The organism is Xanthomonas translucens pv. cerealis, assembly GCF_006838285.1.
In the GTDB taxonomy this organism is placed as follows: domain Bacteria; phylum Pseudomonadota; class Gammaproteobacteria; order Xanthomonadales; family Xanthomonadaceae; genus Xanthomonas_A; species Xanthomonas_A cerealis.
Genome location: NZ_CP038228.1, coordinates 1,189,526 through 1,212,038, shown reverse-complemented (window position 1 = coordinate 1,212,038; position 22,513 = coordinate 1,189,526). Strand labels below are relative to the sequence as shown.

Below are 22,513 nucleotides of genomic sequence, written 5' to 3'. Positions count from 1 at the left end.
GGATCAGGCGGCCGCGCCGCGATGCGCGGCGATTTCGGCCTGCAGCAGTTCGCCGAGGATGCGCACGCCGGTCTCGATGCGTGCTTCCGGCACGGTCACGAACGACAGGCGCAAGGTGTTGCGCTGCGGCTCGACCGCGTAGAACGGTGCGCCCGGCACGAAGGCGACGTTGCGCTCGATCGCCTTGGTCAGCAGTGCGCCGCCGTCCATGCCGGCCGGCAATTCGACCCAGATGAACATGCCGCCGGCAGGACGATTCCAGCGCACTTGCGACGGAAAGTATTTCTCCAGCGCCGCGAGCATCTGCTGGCAGCGGCTCGCGTACAGGCTGCGGATGCCGGGGATGTGCGCATCCAGGAAGCCGTCCTGCACCGCCTCGTAGACGATGCGCTGGCTGAACGAAGGCGTGTGCAGGTCCGCCGCCTGCTTGGCCTGCACCAGCTTGGCGTGCACCGCTTCCGGCGCCACCACGAAGCCCAGGCGCAGGCCCGGCGCCAGCACCTTGGAGAACGAGCCCATGTAGATGGCCGCGTCCGGATGCATCGACAGCAGGCTCGGCAGCGTATCGCCGCTGTAGCACAGCTCGCCGTAGGGATCGTCCTCGACGATGGGCACGCCGGCGGCCGCCGCGCGCGCGACCAGCGCCTGGCGCCGGTGCAGCGGCAGGCGCCGCCCGGTCGGGTTCTGGAAATTCGGCAGGCAGTACATGAAGCGCGCGCCGGCCAGCTGCGCATCGTCAAGCGCGTCCACCACCAGCCCGTCGTCGTCCGACTGCATCGCCGCGAACGACGGCTGAAACAGCGAGAACGCCTGCAATGCGCCCAGATAGCTCGGCGTCTCCACCAGCACCTTGCTGCCTTCGTCGATGAACACCTTGCCAAGCAGATCCAGGCCCTGCTGCGAGCCGGTGGTGATCAGCACCTGGCTGGGGCGGATCGTGGCGCCGTCGCGGCTCAGGCGCGCGGCCACCCATTCGCGAAGCGGCAGATAGCCTTCGGTCGGGCCGTATTGCAGCGCGGCCTGTGGCGCTTCGCGCAGCACCTTGTCGCAGGCGTACTGCATGCGCGCGACCGGGAACGTGTCCGGCGACGGCAGTCCACCGGCGAAGGAGATCACTTGCGGACGCTCGGTGACCTTGAGGATTTCGCGGATCGCCGAACTGGTCAGCGCCTGCGCACGGCGGGAGAACTGGAAGGAGGTCGTCATCGGCACAGGATAATCCCGGCCGCGCCGGCGCGCATCGCCATGCGCGCTCAACGCTTCCACAGCCTGGTCAGGACATCCCGCGCACAGTGCAACCCGTTCAAGCCGCGCGACGCCGCGCTGCCGAACAGCGCCTCGATCGGCATGTGATCGCCATTGGCGGGCATGTTCGGCGGGTGGTCGCCGTCTTGCCAAGCGGGGGGCCGGCTACTGACCTGCGCCGACCATCTGGCCGAACCGCTGGCGTTCGGCGCTGTAGGTCTCGTACATTTCCCCGTAGAGACCCTTGTCCTTGCTGGCCCAGATCTGGTTGGCCTGGTCGAGCACCAGCGCGCGTCCCTGCGCCGAAGGCGCCTGATTGTAGCCGCCGCTGATTTCCATCGAGCCGACCCGGATGGGAACCGATCATTTGATACCGATATTGAATCCACGGGTGACGCAGGTGTTGTGACCCATGGTCAGCGCCACCGAACCGCAGGCACCACACTGGTTGCTGAAGCAGCAATGCCAGTTCGATCCGTCGATATATTCGGAACGCTGCTGCTTGCCGACCCAACCACTGAATGTGGTTCTCAATTGCTGCGCAGCGGCGGCGCCGCTGAACAAAAATGTGACAAACGCGAACAAGACGACCTTCACCTTTGATATCGAAACAGCATTCCCCGAAATAAATAAGCCAATCCAAAATGCATAAAAAATAACCACTCCGCATCACATGCAGCCACCCAAAGAAAACGCAAAGAGACATCCGCGCATGGCATACGGATTATCTGAATCGAAATTTACCGAGGAATATCAACTGGGGTGACGGTGCGCAGAGCCCAACCAGGGAATACTAAATATCGGCGGCACGAGAAATTAACTAATGAAAGAAAAATATAATCATTAATTGCATTGACAATCGCACCGACTTGCTCCATGCATGGATTGGCAGCGCCCGTCTCTGCGTCCGGCTCAACCGTGTCCAGGTCTTGTGCGTTGTCTGGCACGTTTGCAGGACCCGATGCCGGCCCTGCGCGTTGCAGCCAGGCTCAATGCCGCCGCGGTGGCACCGGACCACAACTGTCGCAGCCGCCGCAGGCGCCGGTGCCGCCGCTGGCGGCAGGCGCGATCCTGCGGCCCAGCGCCTGCAACCAGGACGCGCGGCCCGGCTTGAGCAGGCGCAGGGCGACGGCAGTGCGCAGGGTGCGCGTGGTGCCGGGAAACTGCTTCTTCAGCACCACCCAGGCGCTGAGCAGCACCGCCAGTGCGATCACCAGGTACTGCAGCAACAGCGAAGTACTCATCTCAGCCGGCTCCCAATGCCGCCGCGACCTGGTAGGTGAGCAGCGAGGCCAGGTAGGCCAGCGCGAACAGGTAGAACGCGGCGAAGCTCATCTGCTTCCACGAGTTGGTCTCGCGCTTGATCGTGGCCAGGGTGGAAATGCACATCGGCGCGTAGATGTACCAGACCAACAGCGACAGCGCGGTGGCCAGCGACCAGCCGTCGCTGATCAGCGGCGACAGCGCCTGCGCAGCGGCATCGTCGTCGGCCGCCGACAGCGCGTACACCGTCGCCAGCGACGCCACCGCCACCTCGCGCGCGGCCAGGCCGGGGATCAGCGCAATGCAGATCTGCCAGTTGAAGCCCAGCGGCGCGAATACCGTGGTCATCGCATGGCCGATGCGGCCGGCGAAACTATAGTCGATCGCCGGCAGCGTGGCGTTCGCCGGCGCGGCCGGGAACGACAGCAGGAACCACAGCAGGATGGTCAGCGCCAGGATGATGCCGCCGACGCGCTTGAGGAAGATCGCCGCGCGCTCCCACAGGCCCAGCGCCAGGTCGCGCAGGTGCGGCACCCGGTACGAGGGCAGTTCCAGCAGCAGCGGATGTTCGCCCTTGTCGCGGCGCCACTTCTTCATCGTCCACGACACCGCCAACGCGCTGGCGATCGCGGCGAAATACAAGCCGAACAGCACCAGGCCCTGCTGGTTGAACACGCCCCAGACCTTCCGCTGCGGGATGAACGCGCCGATCAGCAGCGCATACACCGGCAACCGCGCCGAGCAGGTCATCAACGGCGCGACCAGGATCGTGGCCAGGCGGTCGCGCGGGTCCTGGATGCTGCGCGTGGACATGATCCCAGGCACCGCGCAGGCGAAGCTGGACAGCAGCGGGATGAATGAGCGCCCGGACAGCCCCGCCACGGCCATCATGCGGTCGAGCAGGAACGCCGCGCGCGGCAGGTAGCCGGATTCCTCCAGCGCCAAAATGAAGGCGAACAAGATCAGGATCTGCGGCAGGAAGATCACCACCCCGCCGAGGCCAGCGATGATGCCGTCGACCAGCAGGCTGTTGAGCGGCCCGGCCGGCAGCGTCGCACCGACCCAGGCGCCGAGCGCCTTGCTGCCGCCGTCGATCAGGTCCATCAGCGGCGCGGCCCAGGCGTACACCGCCTGGAAGATCAGGAACATCACCACCGCCAGGGTCAGCAGCCCGGCGACCGGGTGCAGCAGCCAGCGGTCCAGCGCGTCGTCGATGCGCGAGGTGCGGGTCGGCATCGACACCGCGGCGGCGAGGATGCGCCGCACCTGCTGGTGGTAGTCGCCCTGCCCTTCGGCCGGCGCCACCGCCGGCGGCAGCGCCGGGGCCATCGCGTCGAGCCGCTCGACCAGGGCTTTGGCGCCGTTGCGGCGCACCGCCACGGTCTCGATCACCGGCACGCCGAGCGCGTCTTCCAGCGCCTGGCGGTCGATCCGGATGCCGCGGCGCTGCGCGGCATCGACCATGTTCAGCGCCACCAGCATCGGCTTACCCAGCTCGCGCAGCTCCAGCGCGAAGCGCAGGTGCAGGCGCAGGTTGGTGGCATCGACCACACATACAAGCAGGTCCGGCGCCGGCTCGCCCGGATAGAAGCCGCGGCACAGATCGCGGGTGATCGCCTCGTCCAGGCTGGCCGGCTGCAGGCTGTAGGCGCCGGGCAGGTCGAGCACGGCGAAGTCGCGCCCGGACGGCGCGCGGAAGCGGCCTTCCTTGCGCTCCACGGTCACGCCGGCGTAGTTGGCCACCTTCTGCTTGCTGCCGGTGAGCTGGTTGAACAACGCGGTCTTGCCGCAGTTCGGGTTGCCGACCAGGGCCAGGCGCAGCGGAACGGCCTCCGCGCTCATGGCTGCGCCTGGGCGACGGCAGCGACGCTGACCTGCACCCGCGCCGCTTCGCTGCGGCGCAGCGCGAAACGCGTATAGCCGACCTGCACCAGCAACGGCTCGCCGCCGACCGGACCGCTCGCCAGCACCTGCACCTGCTCGCCGGCGACGAAACCCAGCTCGCGCAGGCGACGCGCGATGGCGTCGTTGGGCTGGCGCTCGTGCACCGTCTCCACGGTGGCAGTGCTGCGCAACGGCATATCGGACAACGTCACGGAGCGTTCCGTCGATAAGAATGGTTATCAATTGTAGCATCGCCGCATCGCATCATGGCGCGACCGGCGCAGCCCGCTATCATCGCCGTATGGCTGCCGTTATCCCTTCGCGAGAGAACCGCCGATGAGCGATGCACTGCTGCTGGAGCGCTCAGGCAAGGTCCTGACGCTGCGGCTGAACCGACCCGAGCTGCGCAACGCATTCGACGCCGCGCTGATCGCGCAGCTGACCGAAGCGCTGCACCAGATCGGCGCCGATCCGAAGGTCAAGGTGGTGGTGCTGGCCGGCGCCGGCGCCGCGTTCTCGGCCGGCGCCGACCTGCAATGGATGCGCTCCATGGCCACGGCCAGCGAGGCGGAGAACCTGGCCGATGCGCTGGCGCTGGCGCAGCTGATGCGTACCCTGGACGAGTTACCCAAGCCGACCGTGGCGCGGGTGCACGGCGCGGCCTTCGGCGGCGCGGTCGGGCTGGTCGCCTGCTGCGACATCGCCTTGGCCTCCACCGACGCCCGTTTCGGGCTGAGCGAGAGCCGCCTGGGCCTGTTGCCGGCGGTGATCTCGCCGTATGTGATCGCCGCGATCGGCGCGCGCCAGGCGCGGCGCTGGTTCGCCAGTGCAGAGGCGTTCGACGCGGCCACCGCCACCCAGATCGGCCTGGTGCACCAGACGGTGGCGCCGAACGCGCTGGACGCGGCGGTGCAGCGCCAGGTGGAACTGCTCGGCCAGGCCGGCCCGCTCGCCGCCGCCGGCGCCAAGGCGCTGGTGCGCCGGGTCGCCGCCGGCAGCGACAACGCCACCCTGGACCGCGACAACGCCGCGCTGATCGCGCAGCTGCGGGTCTCGGCCGAAGGCCAGGAAGGACTGAGCGCGTTCCTGGACAAGCGCGACCCGAACTGGCTGGGATTCTGGTGAGCCCGTTCGACCACATCGGCCTGCGCTGCGTCGACCTGGAGCGCAGCCTCGCGTTCTACCGCGCCGCGCTGGCCGCGCTCGGGCTGGACATCGTGATGGAGGTGAGCGCAGAACAGAGCGGCGATCGCCGCCACATCGGTTTCGGCCGCGACGGCAAGCCCAGCGTCTGGCTGACCGATGGCGCCGCCGGCGCCGGCGGCGAACTGCATCTGGCCTTCGTCGCAGCCGACCGCGCCCAGGTGGATGCGTTCCATCGCGCCGGGCTGGCCGCCGGCGGTCGCGACAACGGCGCCCCCGGCCTGCGTCCGCACTACCACCCCAACTACTACGGCGCCTTCCTGCTGGATCCGGATGGGCACAACATCGAAGCCGTGTGCCACCGCCCGGCCGACGCCTGACGTGCATTGTCAGCCGGCCGCCGCAGCTCGCCTAGCCTGCGGTTTGCGCCACCCGGCCACGGCGCGCAGCCGTCCACTCCAAGGAATGCATGTGACCGCCAATTCGTCGTTTCCGCCCTGCTCAGCGCGGCCTCTCCCGATCGCGCCCGTTTGCACGACGCGCCGCAGGCGCCGCCGATGAGCGACTTCGTGCGCCTGGTGGAAGTGGGACCGCGCGACGGCCTGCAGAACGAGAAAGCCTGGGTCGCCACCGCCGACAAGCTCGAACTGATCGCGCAGCTGTCGCGCACCGGCCTGCGCAGCATCGAGGCAACCAGCTTCGTAAGCCCGAAATGGGTGCCGCAACTGGCCGACGCGGCCGAGGTCTACGCCGGCATCGTGCCGGCACCGGGCGTGGACTACCCGGTACTGGTGCCGAACCTGAGGGGCTACGCGCGTGCGGCCGCGGTCGGCGTGCGCGAGGTCGCGGTGTTCACCGCCGCCTCGGAAACCTTCAACCGCACCAACACCAATGCCGGCATCGACGAATCGTTGGCGCGCTTCGCGCCGGTGCTGGCGCGCGCGGCGGCGGACGGGGTCAAGGTGCGCGGCTACGTCTCCACCGTGCTCGGCTGCCCCTACCAGGGCGTGGTACCGCTGGCCGACGTGGCGCGGGTGGCGCGGCAGCTGCACGCCATGGGCTGCTACGAGATCTCGCTGGGCGACACCATCGGCGTCGGCACCCCCGCCAAGGCACGCGCGATGCTGCGCGCGGTCGCCGCCGAACTGCCGATGGCGGCGCTGGCGGTGCATTTCCACGACACCTACGGCCAGGCCCTGGCCAATATCGCCGCGTGCCTGGAAGAAGGCGTGCGCGTGGTCGATGCCGCGGTCTCCGGCGCCGGCGGCTGCCCTTACGCCAAGGGCGCCAGCGGCAACGTGGCCAGCGAGGACGTGGTCTACCTGCTGCACGGCAACGGCGTGGCCACCGGCATCGACCTACCGGCCCTGGCCGCGACCGGGCGCTGGCTGGCGGACAAACTCGGCAGGGCGACCGGCAGCAAGGTCGGCCAGGCGCTGACGGCCGCTTGACCGCAAGCGATAGACGCGCCGGCAGCGCTCGGTCGCGCGCGCCCTGCTGCGCCACGCCACCCACCATGCACGGCGGCAACGCATGCACTTCCCGACCGTAGCGACAAAGAACGCATCCTTCCTTCCCGAGAGACGTTCTTCGGGTCCCGAGTCCCCGGTCCCCAGTCCCGACCTCCAGCCAGCTAAAATGCACGCTTCCCTGGAAAGGAGCACCTCATGCAGCTTGCCGATCTCCGCGCGGTGGTCACCGGCGGCGTGTCCGGGCTCGGCCTGGCGGTCGCGCAGCGCATCGTCGCCGAGGGCGGCAAGGTCGCGCTGTTCGACCTCAACGACGACAAGGGTGCGGCCGCGGTCGCCGCGCTCGGCGCCGCGCAGGCACGCTATTTCCGTACCGACGTCAGCGACGAGGCGCAGGTGGCGGCCCAGCTCGGCGCGGCGCGCGACTTCCTCGGCGTGCTCAACGCCGCGATCAACTGCGCCGGCATCCTCGGCGCCGGCCGCGTGCTCGGCAAGCAGGCGCCGATGCCGCTGGCCACCTTCCAGGGCACGGTGATGGTCAACCTGGTCGGCAGCTTCAACGTCGCCAAGGCCGCCGCCGACCTGATGCAGCACAACCCACCGGGCGAGGACGGCGAACGCGGCGCGATCGTCAACACCGCCAGCGTCGCCGCTTACGAAGGCCAGATCGGCCAGGCCGCGTATGCCGCCTCCAAGGGCGGCGTGGTGGCGATGACGCTACCGATGGCGCGCGAACTGGCGCGCTTCGGCATCCGCGTCAACACCATCGCCCCGGGCATCTTCTGGACCCCGATGGTGGACGCCATGCCCGAGGCAGTGCAGCAGTCGCTGGCCGCGTCGATCCCGTTCCCGCCGCGGCTCGGCCGCCCCGACGAGTTCGCCGACACGGTGCTGTTCCTGCTGCGCAACCGCTATCTCAACGGCGAGGTCATTCGTCTCGACGGCGCGGTACGCTTGGCGCCCAAGTAGCGGGGATTGGGGATTCGTAAAAAAGCGCCCCGCCCCTCTGCTCCCCGCCCTGTTCTTTAACAATCCCGAATCCCCAATCCCGGCTCCCAACCCATGAAAGCCAACGAAATCAAGAAAGGCAACGTCGTCGAGTACAACAATGGCGTGTACCAGATCCGCGACATCGAGCGCAGCTCGCCGCAGGGCCGTGGCGGCAACGTGCGCTTCCGCTTCGTGATGTACAGCGTGCCGGGCGGCAACAAGCTCGACGCCAGCTTCGACGGCGACGACGATCTGCGCGAAGTCGAGCTGACCCGCCACCAGTCCACCTTCTCGTACAAGGACGGCGAGGCGTTCGTGTTTCTGGACGACGAGGACTACACCCCATACACGCTCGATGCCGACGTGATCGGCGACGCCGCCGGCTACATCACCGAGGGCCTGAGCGGCATCTACGTGCAGGTCATCGACGACCAACCGGTGGCGGTGCAGTTGCCGCAGAGCGTGACCCTGGAAGTGATCGAAACTCCGCCGGAGCTGAAGGGCGGCACCGCGACCAAGCGGCCGAAGCCGGCCAAGCTCAATACAGGGCTGGAGATCATGGTGCCGGAGTACATCGGCAACGGCGAGCGCGTGCTGGTCAACACCACCACCGGCGAGTTTGCCGGGCGCGCGGACTGAATCCGTGCGTGCACGGCGCGGCACCATGCTGGCCGTGCTGTTGATCCTGCCGGGCTTGGCGGCGGCAGCCACGCATGCGGCCGCGGCGCAGGCCAAGGCCGGCTGTGCGATCCCGGCGGAAGTGGCTCCCGAGCACCAAGCCGGCTTCTGCGCGCTGTCGCAGAGGATCCCTGCCTTCGTCGCGCGTCAGGACGTGTGCACCCACTTCGCCGGCGAGGAACCCTACAATGCCGCGCGGCGCCGCGAGCTGGACAAGGCGATGGCGAAGTACTGCGACGGCAGCGAGGCGACCTGGGCAAGGCTGCGCACGAAGTATCGGCAGGACCCGGTGCGCGATGCTTGGCTGGATCGCTATGGCGAAGACGCCGGTCTGGATGTGCCGTACGGCGGCGGGGCAGCGGCGACAGCGGAGCGCATGTTAGTTACGTTCCTGGGCTTCATCGTGATCGGCTCGCGCGACGTTCGATTGAACGAGGCTTTGCCCGTACCCTGATCTTTCGCTGCGGAAACCTCGCGATGTTGGATTGCACGAGGCTTCGCCCGTACCCTCATCCGCCCCTTCGGGGCACCTTCTCCCGAGGGGAGAAGGAACAGCGCGCTTTAGCCCCTCTTCCAGCGGGAGAGGGGTTGGGGTGAGGGTCGGGCGCGAAGCGCCTCGTCCAGCCAGGACACCAGCGGCGCTGGTCGCGGCTGAGAGTTGGCTGCCAGCCGATGTCCTAAATGGCGGCAGCCCAGTCATGCAGGAGCAAATTCCGTCGCGCGACCTCTCCCCAGATGGACAAGTCCCGCGGATCTGATGGTCACGCAATGCTGTCGCGGTCGAACCACCTCCGCATCATTGCTTGTCGGCAGGCTGCAGCAACGAAGGCGAAACCAGCTGCAGGCCGCCGTTGTCGCGATTGAGATCGCGCAGCCGCGTGCCCAGCGTCGCCAGGTTCGCGTCGATCTGCTGCAGTTCCGCGCGCAGCGGCGGCGGCAGCAAGGCGTACAGACGCGCCTGCACCGCGGCGCCGTCGCTGCGCAGCGCGTCGATCCGCGCTTGCCCTTGATGCTGCAGCCAGGCGCGCTCCTGCGCCTGCGGCAACCCATAGCCCGGCTGGCCCTGCAGCAGCATCGACGGTTGGCTCAACAGACCTTGCTGCGCCAGCACCGCGCGCACTGCGGCAGCGGCATCCTGGGGTTGAACACCCATCGCGTCGGCGACGATGGCAGCATCACCGGCACCGGCCTGGACACCGGAGCCAGCGGCGGCAGGCAGATGCGCCCTGCCCAGATAGCGCCGTTTCAACGCATCGCGGCCGCGCTGCTCCTGGCGCCGGCGCGCGGCGTTCTCAAGCAACAACAGTGCGGCACTGGCGCGCAGGTCGCCGCGCTGCAGCCAGGGCGCGCGCTGCGCCGCCGGCAGGTCCAGCCAGGTGTCCACGCTGCGCGCCGGCAACGCCAACTGCGCGCGCGCGACCGTAAACATCGCCGCGTAGTGCGCGCTGGCCGGCGCGAAGTAGTAGCCCTGGCGTGTGACGGTTTCGGCATCGTCCAGCACCGCGGTGTCGGCGATGCCGGCGCGGGCCAGGCGTCGCAGCAGAGCGGTGGGGCTGATCCCGGACAACCGCGCGCCGGCCAGGCGCGGCACGCCGTCGTGCAGCAGCTTGTAGGTTTCCACCGCGCAATTGTTGCTGAGGAAGTAATAGCGCCCGTCGTAGCTCCAGTGCAACTGCGCGGCGCGCTCCAGCAGCGCCGCGCGCTCGTCCGCGGTCAGCCGCAGCGGAATCGACTGCAGGCCGCGCAGCTGCACCTGGGTGTAGTCGTCCACCACCTGGCGCAGCGGCAGCACGAACAGCCGCGACGGATAAGAACCGAGCAGACCGCGCAGATTGGAGATCTGCACGTCGTCGACGAAGGCGCGGAACGACAGCACCTTGTGATAGGCCAGGTCCAGCCGGCAGTCGGGACCGGGCACGCGCCCCGGCGCGCAGATCACCAACCGCAACATACTGTGGCCCCAATGGCTCATCGGCTGCGCGTTGCCTTCAGCCAGCAGGTAATCCACCGCGTAGACCCGCGCCGGATCGACTTGCAGCAGCGCCGCCTCGTCGGCCAGCGGATCCTGCAGGTAGGCCAGGCCGGGGGCGCAGGCGCTCGCCGGCGGCGACCAGGCCAGACGCTGCGCGAAATACCGTGCAAGCGCCGGGCGCCGGCATGCGTAATCGGGATCGAGCAAGAAGTGCTCCAGGTTGACCGCGACGAATTCCGTCGGCGACGCCAGTTCGTACCGGTCCGGGCTACGCTCGCTGAAGGCGTTGCGCCCCCGGCGCAAGCCCAGCCGCATCGGGCTGACCTGCCAGCCGGCCAGATCCAGCAAGCGCGGATCCGACGACAACCGGCCCGCCGCGGAACGGTCGTAGAAATGCGCCAGTTCGTGCAGCAGCGCGGCGACCGCCGGCCGCCACGCCGGGTCTGCTGCGCCAGCGTCGGCGGCACCGGTAGCAGGCGGCGCCATCCATGCGCGCAGCAAGGCCTTGTTCAACAGCAGCTGCCGCGCTTGCGCCCGTCCGTGCACCTGCTCGGGCAGGTCGTCGCGCCATTGCAGGGTCGGCGGCGCCGCGATCGCCGTAGTCCAGGCCGGCGGCAGCGTCGGCAGCATCGCGTCGAGCAGCGCCTGGCTGGCCGCGCGTTCGGGCGCGCTCAACCCGCTCGCATCGACCTGTAACTGCAATGCCTGCGCAGGCATTGCGCAAGCCAGTCCAAGCAGCGCCAGCCACGCCAGCCGGCGCAGCCGCCGGCGCGGCGTCACAGCGCCAGGATGGCCTGCGCCAGTTGCAGGTCGCTGGCCTGCTGCACCCGCGGGTTGCGCTCGCGCAGCACGCGCAGCGCCGCCTCCAACTGCGCGCCGCGGATGCGGCCGGCGCTGGCGACGAAACCGGCCGCATCGTCGCGCGCCTGCAGCACCAGCTTGTCATTGCCGGAGCTGCTGTCCGAGGACGCCGAACTGCCGGCCGAACCGGCCGAGGCCGAGCCGGCGGAACTGCCGGCGAAGCTGGATGCCTGCGCGAACGCCGGGACGGTCAGGATCAACAACAGCGCGCAGCGCGCGGTCACTCGGTTCATCGCATCGGTTCCAGCGGGATAGGGAAAGAGGGGGCGGCCGTGGCCGCCTCGGCATAGCCTAGCCGGCCGCCGCCACGAGCGCGAGCATCGCCGCGGCGCCAGCGCCTGCACCGCCTGCGCGCGGCTCAGGGATCGAACAGCTTGCCTGGATTGAGCAGCCCGGCCGGATCGAACACACGCTTGACTGCGCGCATCAGCGCGATTTCCTCGGCGCTGCGGGTGCTTTGCAGATACGGCTTCTTGACCAGGCCGATGCCGTGTTCTGCGGAGATGCTGCCGCCATGCTCGGCCAGCACCTGCGCCAGCAGCTTGGTGACCTGCTCGCAGGCGGCGATGAAGTCGGCGTCGGCGGTGGCGTCGGGCTTGAGCACGTTGATGTGCAGGTTGCCGTCGCCGATATGGCCGAACCAGACCACGTCGAACTGCGGATAGGCTTCGCCGAGCAGCGCCTGGGTCTGCGCCAGGAACGCCGGCATCGCCGAGATCCGCACCGACACGTCGTTCTTGTACGGCGTGTAGCGCGCCACTGCCTCGGTGATGCCTTCGCGCAGGCGCCACAGCTGCGCGGCCTGCGCATCGCTCTGGCTGATCACCCCGTCCAGCACCCAGCCCTGCTCCATGCACGCCTCGAACGCACCCAGTGCCGCGGCTTCCTGCGCCTCGTCGCCGCTGGCGTACTCGGTGACCACATAGTACGGATAGACCGTATCGAACGGCGCCTGCACGCCGTGCGCCAGCACATGGTGCAGCGCGCGGTCGGTAAAGAATTCGAACGCTTCCAGTTGCAGGCGGCTGCGGAACGCGGCGAACACCTGCATCAGCACTTCGAACGAAGGCAGCGCCAGCAGCATCACGTTGCTCGGCGGCGGCGGATCGGTCAGCCGCAGCGTGGCCTCCACGACGATACCGAGAGTGCCTTCCGAGCCGATCAGCAGCTGGCGGAAATCGTAGCCGCTGGAATTCTTGATCAGCCCGCGGTTGAGCTCGAGCAGCTCGCCGCTGCCGGTCACCACCTTGAGCCCGGCGATCCATTCGCGGGTATTGCCGTAGCGGATCACGCGGATGCCGCCGGCATTGGTGGCGATGTTGCCGCCGATCGAACACGAGCCGCGCGCGGCGAAATCCACCGGATACACAAGATCGTGCTCGCGCGCCGCGTTGTGGACCGCCTCCAGCGGCATGCCGGCCTGCACGGTGAGGGTGCGATCGACCGCATCGAACGCCAGCGCCTTGTTCATCCGCTCCAGGCTCAGCACCAGTTCGCCGTGCGCGGCCACCGCGCCGCCGGACAGGCCGGTGCGGCCGCCGGAGGGCACCACCGCCACCGCGTGGTCGTTGGCCCAGCGCAGCACCGCCTGCACCTCCTGCACCGTGGCCGGCAACGCGATGGCCAGCGGCGCCGGCGTCCAGCGCCGGGTCCAGTCGCGGCCGTAGTGCTCCAGGTCGGCGGGGTCGGTCTTCAGGCGCAGTCCGGGAACGGCGTGCGTAAGGGCGTCCAGGCGCGGGTCGGTCATCGGCTCAGAGGTCGTGGCGAAGGCAAGCGTTCAAGCGTGCCAGCGTTGTGCGGTGGCGTCTAGTTTCGGGACCGGGGACTCGGGACTCGGAAGAGCCGGACCACCAGCATGAAGCGAAGCGGCACCGTCAGGCTCACGCTTGCTCCGGGCCCCCGGTCCTCGGCCCCCAACAAGATGCAACTGAAACCGTCGCCGCCATTGCATCCGCGCCCTCCCGGCGTCCTATTGCGGCGCACCAAAGCGCGGATCCATCTGGCATAGTGACCGCCCCTTTCGCCAGGCCTCGTCGCTGCAATGTCGCCCAAGAAAACCTCGTTTCCGAAGCAGGATATCCGCGTGCTGCTGCTCGAAGGCATCAGCCAGACCGCCATCGACGTGTTGCGCGCCGCCGGCTACTCGCAGATCGAACTGCACGCCAAGTCGCTGCCGGAAGACGAACTGAAGGCGCGCATCGCCGAGGCGCATATCGTCGGCATCCGCTCGCGCACCCAGCTCAGCGCCGAGGTGTTGGCGCAGGCCAAGCGCCTGATCGCGGTCGGCTGCTTCTGCATCGGCACCAACCAGGTGGACCTGGACGCGGCCGAGCTGGCCGGCATCCCGGTGTTCAACGCGCCCTACTCCAATACCCGCAGCGTCGCCGAGCTGGTCATCGCCGAGGCGATCCTGCTGCTGCGCGGGATTCCGCAGAAGAACGCCGAATGCCACCGCGGCGGCTGGTCCAAATCGGCCGCAGGCAGCCACGAGACCCGCGGTAAGGTGCTGGGCATCGTCGGCTACGGGCATATCGGCACCCAGGTCGGCGTGCTGGCCGAGTCGCTGGGCATGCAGGTGATCTTCCACGACATCGAGGCCAAGCTGTCGCTGGGCAACGCGCGCGCGGCGACCGACCTGGACGACCTGCTGGCACGTTCGGACGTGGTGACCCTGCACGTGCCGGAAACGCCTTCGACCAAGGACATGATCGGCGCGGCGCAGATCGCGCAGATGAAGCCCGGCGCGCACTTGATCAACGCTTCGCGCGGCACCGTGATCGATATCGCCGCGCTGGACGCGGCGCTGACCTCCGGCCACATCGGCGGCGCGGCGGTGGACGTGTTCCCGGTGGAGCCGAAGGGCAACGGCGACGCATTCGAATCGCCGCTGGCCGCGCACGACAACGTGATCCTGACCCCGCACGTGGGCGGCAGCACGCTGGAAGCGCAGGACAACATCGGCGTGGAGGTGGCGGCCAAGCTGGTGCGCTACAGCGACAACGGCAGCACTGTGTCGGCGGTGAACTTCCCCGAGGTCACCCTGCCCGAGCACGCCGCGAGCCTGCGCCTGCTCCACATCCACCGCAACATGCCGGGCGTGCTGTCGCAGGTCAACGAACTGTTCTCGCGCCACAACGTCAACATCGACGGCCAGTTCCTGCGCACCGACCCCAAGGTCGGCTACGTCGTGATCGACGTCGCCGCCAGCGAGGAACTGGCGGCGGTGCTGAAGGATGAGCTGGGGCAGATCGCGGGGACGTTGCGGACGAGAGTTCTTTACTGAGCGGGACCGGGGACCAGGGACCCGAAAGGGCGTGGGTTGCGTGATCTGCTTTTCCGCGCCTGTTTCCCGCTCTCGTACCTTCGCGGGTTTGCGTCACCGGAAACAATCCAAGCCCGATCGCCGTCGAAGAGCTGACTCGCCAGCGCCGCCGCTCTCCCGGGTTCCCGGTCCCGATCAAGGCTGCAATTCGCCGCGCAACCCCTCGCTCAACAGATAATCGTCGGCCTTCAGGTACCACCGCTCTGGGCCGGTGGTGACTGCCTCCATGTACAGGCCGGCGCCGTCCTCGCGCGGCGGGCGCTGCAGGCTGACGATCGTCACGCCATGCGGCGGCCCGCTCAACGCCAGCAGCGCACGGTGCACGGTGCGCGCCAGTTCGGCCGACGCCATCCGCTCGTCGAGCGGGCGGAACGCCAGGCGGTAGGTGAAGGCAGCAGCGGTGCGGGACATGGGCATGGACAGGCAACGGGCGCCCAAGGGTACCCAATCCCGCCATGCACGCCCAGCCAGCGGCGGATGCTCAGCGCCCGCGCACGCCAGTCCCGCGCATCAGCGGCCGCGCTGCGCCAGCCACTTGCCGGCCATGCGCCGCAGCGACGGATCCAGGTCCGGCTCGGCCAGCAGCTCGGCGATCGGGCGCCAGGCCAGGGCCAGCGACTCGGCGCTGACCGCGAACGCCTCGTCGGCGCCGGCACGCACCACATAGCGCGCGTCGAAGTGCCAGTGTCCGGGCACGTCCTGACGCTCGGGAATCCAGTGCCGGTCCAGGTCGAACAGGGCGCCGTCCTCCAGCGCCAGCCCGGACAGCCCCGATTCCTCCTCGGCTTCCTTCAGCGCCACCAGCGCCAGGTCGCGGTCGCCGTCGGCGTGACCGCCCAGCTGCAGCCAGCGCTGCAGCTTGCGGTGGTGGGTCAGCAGGGTGCGGGTGCCGTCGGCGCTGACCAGCCAGGCCGAACCGGTGAAGTGGCCGTCCAGGCGTTCGCGCACGAACGGGTCCTGCGCATCGTCCAGCAACGCCAGGAATTGCGCAGCAACCTCGGCCTGCTGCGGCCAACGGGCGGCATAGGCCTGCAACTGGCGGCGCAGGGAAAGGTCCGGCATGGGCGGTTCTCGCGATCGGGGTCGGCCATTATCGCCGCCGCCGGCACAGCGCTGCTTGTGGCGGCCGCCCGGCTTTGGCATGGTACGACGCTTGCGTGGCCTGCCTGGGCCTAGCGCACCATCGTTACCGGGGCGAGACCGCCCCGATCGCCCCTGGGAAATGCAACGCATGCTGAAGTCTCTGTTGAGGGTCAAGCCGATCGAGCCTGCCGGCCACGTCGATGCCGGCGAACCGTTCGAAGGCGGCCTGGAAGGCGAGGCCACGCTGAAACGGACCCTCACCGCCAAGCACCTGATCATGCTCGGCATCGGCGCGGTGATCGGCGCGGGCATCTTCGTGCTGACCGGCCAGGCCGCGGCCAACCACGCCGGACCGGCGGTGATGCTGTCGTTCGTGTTCGCCGGCATCGCCTGCGCCTTCGCCGGCCTGTGCTATGCCGAATTCGCGGCGATGATGCCGGTGTCCGGCAGCGCCTACTCCTACGCCTACGCCACCCTGGGCGAAGGCGTGGCCTGGTTCATCGGTTGGTGCCTGGTGCTGGAATACCTGTTCGCCGGCTCCAGCGTCGCGGTCGGCTGGTCGGCCTATCTGATCAGTTTCCTCAGCGGCACCCTGGGCCTGCCGTTCCCCGCCGAACTGGCCGGCGCGCCGCTGGCCTGGAACGGCGATGCCTTCGTCGCCTCCGGCAACATCGTCAATCTGCCGGCGGTGCTGATCGTGGTCGCGGTCAGCGCGCTGTGCTACGTCGGCGTCACCCAGTCCGCGTTCGTCAACGCCATCGTGGTGGCGATCAAGGTCGCGGTGATCTGCCTGTTCGTCGGCTTCGGCATTTCCCACATCGATCCGGCCAACTGGCACCCGTTCATCCCCGAGAACACCGGGCCGGGCCAGTTCGGCTGGAGCGGCATCTTCCGCGCCGCCTCCATCGTGTTCTTCTCCTACATCGGTTTCGACGCGGTCTCCACCTCGGCCGGCGAAACCAAGGACCCGCAGCGCAACATGCCGATCGGCATCCTGGTGTCGCTGGCGGTGTGCACGATCATCTACATCATCGTCTGTGCGGTACTGACCGGCCTGCTGCCCTACACCCAGCTCGGCACCGCCAAGCCGGTGGCCACCGCGCTGGAGCAGTACCCGAGCCTGGCCTGGCTGAAGACTGCGGTGGAGATCGGCGCGATCGCCGGCCTGTCCTCGGTGGTGCTGGTGATGCTGATGGCGCAGCCGCGCATCTTCTACACCATGTCCCGCGACGGCCTGCTGCCGAAGCTGTTCGGCAAGGTCCACCGCACGTTCCACACGCCTTACGTCGGCACCATCTTCGTCGGCGTGGTGGCCGCGTTGCTGGCCGGACTGATCCCGCTGGACGTGCTCGGCGAACTGGTGTCGATGGGCACCCTGCTCGCCTTCGCCACGGTCTGCATCGGGGTGATGGTGCTGCGCTTCACCAAGCCCGACCTGCCGCGCCCGTTCCGGGTGCCGCTGGCGATGGTGATCTGCCCGCTCGGCGCGCTGGCCTGCCTGTTCCTGTTCTTCCAGGCGTTCCAGGAACACTGGAAGGTGTTCGTCGGCTGGACCGTGATCGGGCTGTTCATCTACTTCGGCTACGGCATCCGCCACAGCCGCCTGGCCATCAAGGTTTAATTGCCAGTCCCCTCGCACGAACCCGCGCATCCATGTGCGGTGATCAACAGGAACCGCTCCATGTTCAAACAACTCTGGGCCACCAAACACCCCCACGCCAGCCAAGAAGACGCCGGCGGCCTGGGCCTGCAGCGCTCGCTCGGCCCTTGGGGTCTGACCGCCTTGGGGATCGGCGCAGTGATCGGTGGCGGCATCTTCGTCATCACAGGACAGGCCGCGGCCAACCATGCCGGCCCGGCGATCATGTTGTCGTTCGTGCTGGCGGCGCTGTGCTGCGCGTTCTGCGCGCTGGCCTATGCCGAATTCGCGGCGATGGTGCCGGTCTCCGGCAGCGCCTACACCTACACCTACGCCACCTTCGGCGAACTGGCGGCCTGGTTCATCGGCTGGATGCTGGTGCTGGAATACAGCGTGTCGTCCTCGGCCGTGGCAGTGAGCTGGACCGGCTATTTCCTCAGCCTGCTCGACCATTTCGGCATGCACCTGCCCGCGGCCCTGGTCAATGCGCCGCTGGACGGCAAGCTGCAGCGCACCGGCGCGATCGCCAACCTGCCCGCCGCCGGCATCGTGCTGCTGCTGACCTGGCTGTGCTACGCCGGCATCCGCAAGTCCTCGGCGATGAACATGGCGATGGTGATCCTGAAGACCGGGCTGATCCTGCTGGTGATCGCGGCCGGCTGGAAGTACGTGGACACGGCCAACTGGCACCCGTTCATTCCGGCCAACGCCGGCCCCGGCAAGTACGGCATGGACGGGGTGCTGCGCGGCGCGGCGATGGTGTTCTTCGCTTACATCGGCTTTGAGGCGGTGTCGGTGGCGGCGCAGGAATCGCACCGGCCGCAGCGCGACCTGCCGATCGGCATGATCCTGTCGCTGGTGATCTGCACCGTGCTGTACATCGCCATGGCGGCGGTGATGACCGGGCTGGTGCCCTACACCCAGCTGGGTACCGACGAGCCGGTGGTGACCGCGGTGGCCGCGCACCCGCAGCTGACCTGGCTACGGGTGGTGGTCGAGGTCGGCGCGCTGATCGGCCTGTCCTCGGTGGTGCTGGTGATGATCATCGGCCAGCCGCGGATCTTCATGATCATCGCCCGCGACGGGCTGCTGCCGCCGGTGTTCACCAAGATCCATCCGAAGTACCGCACCCCGCATATCAACACGGTGATCACCGGCATCGGCATCGCGCTGCTGGCGGCGCTGTTCCCGCTGGACGTGCTCGGCGAACTGACCTCGATGGGCACGCTGATCGCCTTCGCCGCGGTCTGCGCCGGGGTCCTGGTGCTGCGCCGTACCCAGCCGGACCTGCCGCGCCCGTTCCGCATCCCGTTCGCGTGGCCGATCTGCATCGCCGGCATGCTCAGCTGCCTGGCGCTGCTGTCGGCGATGACCGCGCACAACTGGCTGCTGATGGGCGGCTGGACCGCGCTCGGCCTGCTGATCTATTTCGGCTACGGCTTCCGCCACAGCCGTCTGCGTGCCACACAGGCTCGCTAGAATACGGGCATGAACGCACAGCCCTACGATACCGAACGCCTGCGCACGCTGGCCCAGCTACTGATCGGCAACATCCGCGAACTGGCGGCGGCCGGCTGGACCCCGGCCACCAGCAGCAACTTCTCGCACCGGCTCGACGCCGCGCATGCCGCGATCACCGTGTCCGGCCGCGACAAGGGTCGGCTGGTCGAGGCCGACATCATGGTGGTGGACTTCGACGGCAAAGCCGTCGGCAGCGACCACCGCCCGTCGGCCGAGACCCTGCTGCACACCCGACTGTACCGCCGTTTCCCGGAGATCGGCTGCGTCCTGCACACGCATTCGCCGGTGCAGACGATCGCCTCGCGGCTGTATGCCGGCGCCGGCCACGTGCGCCTGGAAGGCTACGAACTGCTGAAGGCGCTACACGGCAACCACACCCACGAAACCGCGGTGGAGCTGCCGGTGTTCGCCAACACCCAGGACATGACCGTGCTGGCCGCGCAGGTGGACGCGTTGCTGGACCGCACCCCGCTGTGGGGCTACCTGATCGACGGCCACGGCCTGTACGCCTGGGGCCGCGACATGGCCCAGGCGCGCCGCCACCTGGAAGCGATCGAGTTCCTGCTGCATTGCGAGCTGGAACTGCGCAAGCTGCGCGCAGCCGGCTGAGCCCCGGCGCGCAGCGCCGCGCGACAGCGTTCCAGCGCCGCAACGGCGGCTTCCCCGCCAGCTGCTACCCTTTTCTCCCCTCCACGACGCCCTCGCCCGCCGCCATGAGCCGACTCCGCATCTTCGCCGAAACCACTCCCGACGCGCCGCTGTTCGACAGCCGCGATGGCGACGCGATCGCCGCCGAACTGCGCAAGATCGGCGTCACCTTTGAGCGCTGGCAGGCAGACCAGCCGATCGAGGCCGGCGCCACCCCGGAAGCGGTGATGGCCGCCTACAAGACCGACATCGACCGACTGGTGGCCGCGCATGGCTTCAAGACCGTGGACGTGGTCAGCATCGCCCCGGACCATCCGCAGCGCGAGGAAATGCGCAGGAAGTTCCTCGACGAGCATTTCCACAAGGAAGACGAAGTGCGCTTCTTCGTCGCCGGCTCGGGCCTGTTCACCCTGCACGTGGACGGCAAGGTGTACGAGATCGAATGCGTGCAGAACGACCTGATCGCAGTGCCGGACGGCACCCACCACTGGTTCGACATGGGCCCGGAGCCGCGCTTCGTCGCGATCCGCTTCTTCACCGAGCCGGACGGCTGGGTCGGCCATTTCACCGGCACCGACATCGCCCAGCGCTTCCCGCGCTACGAAGCGGCGCTGCGCGGCGAGGCGAACTGAGCGATGGCCAGCCCGCGCGTGATCCTGACCGATATCGAAGGCACCACCAGCAGCATCTCCTTCGTCAAGGACGTGCTGTTCCCCTATGCGCGCCGTGCCCTGCCCCAGTTCGTCCGCGAGCACGGCCAGCAACCGCAGGTGCGGCAGTGGCTGGACGCAGTGGCGACCGAATCCGGCGGCATCTGCACCGATGCGGTGATCGTGGAGACGCTGCAGGGCTGGATCGACCAGGACCGCAAGCACACCGCGCTGAAGGCGCTGCAGGGCATGATCTGGGAGGCCGGCTACCGCGACGCCGACTTCGCCGCGCACATCTATCCCGACGCCGCGCCGGCGCTGCGCCGCTGGCATGCCGACGGCCACCCGCTGTACGTGTACTCGTCCGGCTCGGTGCCGGCGCAGAAACTGTTCTTCGGCCATAGCGACGCTGGCGACCTGAGCGGGCTGTTCTCCGGCTGGTTCGACACCGAGGTCGGCGCCAAGCGCGAAGCGGCCAGTTACGCGCGCATCGCCGAGGCGACCGGCGTGCCGGCCGCGCAGATCGTATTCCTGTCCGACGTGGTCGCCGAACTCGACGCCGCGCGCGAGGCCGGGCTGGACACGGTGCTGGTCGATCGCCGCGAGGACTATCCCGAACCGCGCCTGGGCGACGCCTGCAACGGCCACCGGCGCGTGGACAGCTTCGCCGAGCTGGCGTTCTGAGTGACCCGCGGCATCGCCACGCGCTGCCGCGTCCTTCCTCTGTCGCATCCGCCGCCGCCCATGCCTTCGTTCCTGCGCAGCAGCAGCCTGCCGTACCGACGCCTGGCCCTGACCCTGCTGCTGGCGCTGCTACTGCCGGCCTGCCATGCGGATCCCGGCGCGGCGCAGGCGCAGGCCAATGCGCCGGCGCCGGTCGATCCGATCGACCAGGCGCAACTGCGCAAGGCATTGGCCGCGCTGCAGCAGCAGCGGCCGGGCAGCACCGACCTGTACGTGGTCGGCTTCGCCGGCGACGCCAGCGAGGACGTGTTCCGCAACGAGACCCATTATCTGCGCCAGCTGTTCGCGCAGCGCTTCGGCGCAGCGGGGCGCATCGTCGCCCTGATCAACCACGCCGACAATCTCGGCGCCCATGCCTACGCGCCGCAGGCCTCGTACGACAACCTGGCCGATACGCTGCAGCGGATCGGCAAGCTGATGGACCGGCGCGAGGACGCGCTGCTGCTGTTCCTGACCAGCCACGGCACCGAGCAGCACGAACTGTATGTGCAGTTCGGCCCCGGCGAGGACGCCGACTACGACACCATCACCCCCAAGGAACTGCGCGGGTTGCTCGACGCCGCCGGCATCCGCAACCGGGTGATCGTGCTGTCGGCCTGCTACTCGGGCGGCTTCGTGCCGGCGCTGAAGAGTCCGGACACGCTGATCATCACCGCCGCGCGCCGCGACCGGCCCTCGTTCGGCTGCGGCAACACCGCCAGCGCCACCTATTTCGGCCGCGCCTGGCTGATCGACGCTCTGGCGCGCACCACCGATTTCGTCGAGAGCTATCGCCTGGCCACCGCCGAGATCACCGCGCGCGAACAGGCGCAAGGCGAAGCGCCGTCGTATCCGCAGTTGTACGTCGGCGCGCGCATCGCCCCGCTGCTGCAGCGCTGGCGCGCGCAGTTGCAGCCGGTCGCGGCGCCGGCGTATCCCTATCCGGAAGCTGAGGCGCAGACGCAGACGACCGCAGCACCGGCCACCGCGGCAGACGGCAAGGCCGGACACTAACCAGGCCGGACGAGGCTGCGGATCCGAATGCCGACGACGAGGCCGAGACGGCAGGTTCGGTACGTGCGCGACAGCATTCGAAAGCATGACGAGTGGCTTCGACCCGACCCTCGCCCCGCCCCTCTCTCCCACGGGACTTCCTTCGATCGCAGGGGGAGATGAGCTCCAGTGTGGCGATGGGCATCGCCTTGCACGACCGCGCCTACCATTTGCGTCGCGCTACGACAGCCGCTCGAGACGATCCGACAAAGTGTGTAGTGCAGCATCGAGCGCATGTCTTTCGTGCACCGCGTTACGAGAAGATGCGAGTGAGTCGCGTTTGATCACCAAATCTTGGCGCTCGCTAAACTTGATTCCGCAGCAAGCCCGCCAGCCTCACGCCAGCCAGCTGCGTCCGATCCTTCCGCC

Annotated in this window: 24 protein-coding genes; 13 read left to right on the top strand and 11 right to left on the bottom strand. The window is 68.6% G+C overall.

The window, feature by feature from the left end; all coding sequences use genetic code 11:
• Positions 1-3 precede the first annotated feature (3 nt).
• The 6 genes from E4A48_RS05375 to E4A48_RS05355 form a co-directional block, all read right to left on the bottom strand.
• Entirely contained in the window at positions 4-1,206 is a 1,203-nt protein-coding gene (locus tag E4A48_RS05375) for an aminotransferase-like domain-containing protein (RefSeq protein WP_142742005.1), read from the bottom strand.
• 204 nt (positions 1,207-1,410) lie between these two features.
• Positions 1,411-1,584 carry a hypothetical protein gene (locus tag E4A48_RS20440; protein WP_155521929.1) on the bottom strand — a complete coding sequence of 58 codons (174 nt, stop codon included), beginning with the start codon at positions 1,582-1,584 and terminating at the stop codon, positions 1,411-1,413.
• A 24-nt stretch (positions 1,585-1,608) separates the two neighbouring features.
• Entirely contained in the window at positions 1,609-1,842 is a 234-nt protein-coding gene (locus E4A48_RS05370; RefSeq protein ID WP_142742004.1) for a hypothetical protein, read from the bottom strand.
• 392 nt (positions 1,843-2,234) lie between these two features.
• Positions 2,235-2,489, bottom strand: coding sequence for a DUF6587 family protein (locus E4A48_RS05365; protein ID WP_039005103.1), 255 nt, complete (start codon positions 2,487-2,489; stop codon positions 2,235-2,237).
• A 1-nt stretch (position 2,490) separates the two neighbouring features.
• Entirely contained in the window at positions 2,491-4,350 is a 1,860-nt protein-coding gene (gene feoB, locus E4A48_RS05360; RefSeq protein WP_142742003.1) for a ferrous iron transporter B, read from the bottom strand.
• Positions 4,347-4,604, bottom strand: coding sequence for a FeoA family protein (locus E4A48_RS05355; RefSeq protein ID WP_141696300.1), 258 nt, complete (start codon positions 4,602-4,604; stop codon positions 4,347-4,349). Before E4A48_RS05355 ends, feoB begins: the two co-directional genes overlap by 4 nt.
• Before the next feature lie 124 nt (positions 4,605-4,728).
• On the opposite strand from E4A48_RS05355, the gene E4A48_RS05350 reads away from it, so the two are divergent.
• From E4A48_RS05350 to E4A48_RS20930, 6 genes are all read left to right on the top strand, one after another.
• The gene (locus E4A48_RS05350; RefSeq protein ID WP_039005106.1) at positions 4,729-5,517 is read left to right on the top strand and encodes an enoyl-CoA hydratase-related protein; all 789 of its coding nucleotides are present in this window, start codon (positions 4,729-4,731) and stop codon (positions 5,515-5,517) included.
• The gene (locus tag E4A48_RS05345) at positions 5,514-5,915 is read left to right on the top strand and encodes a VOC family protein (RefSeq protein WP_058195954.1); all 402 of its coding nucleotides are present in this window, start codon (positions 5,514-5,516) and stop codon (positions 5,913-5,915) included. Before E4A48_RS05350 ends, E4A48_RS05345 begins: the two co-directional genes overlap by 4 nt.
• 177 nt (positions 5,916-6,092) lie before the next feature.
• Positions 6,093-6,986: a hydroxymethylglutaryl-CoA lyase gene (locus tag E4A48_RS05340; RefSeq protein ID WP_142742002.1), complete on the top strand. Its 894-nt coding sequence runs from the start codon at positions 6,093-6,095 to the stop codon at positions 6,984-6,986.
• Positions 6,987-7,202: 216 nt separating this feature from the next.
• Entirely contained in the window at positions 7,203-7,973 is a 771-nt protein-coding gene (locus E4A48_RS05335) for an SDR family oxidoreductase (protein WP_039005110.1), read from the top strand.
• 93 nt (positions 7,974-8,066) lie between these two features.
• A complete protein-coding gene (yeiP, locus tag E4A48_RS05330) occupies positions 8,067-8,633 on the top strand; it encodes an elongation factor P-like protein YeiP (RefSeq protein ID WP_039005111.1) in 567 nt (188 codons plus the stop codon).
• Between the two features lie 25 nt (positions 8,634-8,658).
• The gene (locus E4A48_RS20930) at positions 8,659-9,126 is read left to right on the top strand and encodes a hypothetical protein (protein ID WP_230812443.1); all 468 of its coding nucleotides are present in this window, start codon (positions 8,659-8,661) and stop codon (positions 9,124-9,126) included.
• Between the two features lie 342 nt (positions 9,127-9,468).
• Here the strand turns inward: E4A48_RS20930 and E4A48_RS05320 are convergent, their stop codons facing one another.
• From E4A48_RS05320 to E4A48_RS05310, 3 genes are all read right to left on the bottom strand, one after another.
• Positions 9,469-11,361 (bottom strand): Lnb N-terminal periplasmic domain-containing protein, encoded by a 1,893-nt coding sequence (locus E4A48_RS05320; protein WP_185910721.1) that lies wholly within the window; start codon positions 11,359-11,361, stop codon positions 9,469-9,471.
• Positions 11,362-11,420: 59 nt separating this feature from the next.
• A complete protein-coding gene (locus tag E4A48_RS05315) occupies positions 11,421-11,738 on the bottom strand; it encodes a DUF2388 domain-containing protein (protein ID WP_058195955.1) in 318 nt (105 codons plus the stop codon).
• A gap of 125 nt (positions 11,739-11,863) precedes the next feature.
• Entirely contained in the window at positions 11,864-13,252 is a 1,389-nt protein-coding gene (locus tag E4A48_RS05310; protein ID WP_142742000.1) for an FAD-binding oxidoreductase, read from the bottom strand.
• A 294-nt stretch (positions 13,253-13,546) separates the two neighbouring features.
• Between E4A48_RS05310 and serA the strand changes: the two genes are divergently transcribed.
• Entirely contained in the window at positions 13,547-14,788 is a 1,242-nt protein-coding gene (serA, locus tag E4A48_RS05305) for a phosphoglycerate dehydrogenase (protein ID WP_142741999.1), read from the top strand.
• A 174-nt stretch (positions 14,789-14,962) separates the two neighbouring features.
• On the opposite strand, the gene E4A48_RS05300 is transcribed toward serA, so the two are convergent.
• Complete coding sequence (locus tag E4A48_RS05300; RefSeq protein ID WP_087960529.1) at positions 14,963-15,244, bottom strand: hypothetical protein; 282 nt, start codon at positions 15,242-15,244, stop codon at positions 14,963-14,965.
• A 93-nt stretch (positions 15,245-15,337) separates the two neighbouring features.
• Positions 15,338-15,889, bottom strand: coding sequence for an NUDIX hydrolase (locus E4A48_RS05295; protein WP_039005115.1), 552 nt, complete (start codon positions 15,887-15,889; stop codon positions 15,338-15,340).
• Positions 15,890-16,058: 169 nt separating this feature from the next.
• Here E4A48_RS05295 and E4A48_RS05290 point away from each other — a divergent pair, with 169 nt between their 5' ends.
• The 6 genes from E4A48_RS05290 (at position 16,059) to E4A48_RS05265 (ending at position 22,105) form a co-directional block, all read left to right on the top strand.
• Entirely contained in the window at positions 16,059-17,531 is a 1,473-nt protein-coding gene (locus tag E4A48_RS05290; RefSeq protein WP_185910720.1) for an amino acid permease, read from the top strand.
• Positions 17,532-17,591: 60 nt separating this feature from the next.
• On the top strand, positions 17,592-19,028 hold the full coding sequence (locus E4A48_RS05285) for an amino acid permease (RefSeq protein ID WP_039005116.1): 1,437 nt from the start codon (positions 17,592-17,594) through the stop codon (positions 19,026-19,028).
• Between the two features lie 9 nt (positions 19,029-19,037).
• Positions 19,038-19,679 (top strand): methylthioribulose 1-phosphate dehydratase, encoded by a 642-nt coding sequence (locus E4A48_RS05280; protein WP_039005117.1) that lies wholly within the window; start codon positions 19,038-19,040, stop codon positions 19,677-19,679.
• Between the two features lie 104 nt (positions 19,680-19,783).
• Positions 19,784-20,350, top strand: a complete 567-nt coding sequence (locus E4A48_RS05275; RefSeq protein ID WP_039005118.1) for a 1,2-dihydroxy-3-keto-5-methylthiopentene dioxygenase — start codon at positions 19,784-19,786, stop codon at positions 20,348-20,350.
• A 3-nt stretch (positions 20,351-20,353) separates the two neighbouring features.
• The gene (gene mtnC, locus E4A48_RS05270; RefSeq protein WP_058195956.1) at positions 20,354-21,052 is read left to right on the top strand and encodes an acireductone synthase; all 699 of its coding nucleotides are present in this window, start codon (positions 20,354-20,356) and stop codon (positions 21,050-21,052) included.
• A 60-nt stretch (positions 21,053-21,112) separates the two neighbouring features.
• Positions 21,113-22,105 carry a C13 family peptidase gene (locus E4A48_RS05265; RefSeq protein WP_142741997.1) on the top strand — a complete coding sequence of 331 codons (993 nt, stop codon included), beginning with the start codon at positions 21,113-21,115 and terminating at the stop codon, positions 22,103-22,105.
• Positions 22,106-22,513: the final 408 nt, after the last annotated feature.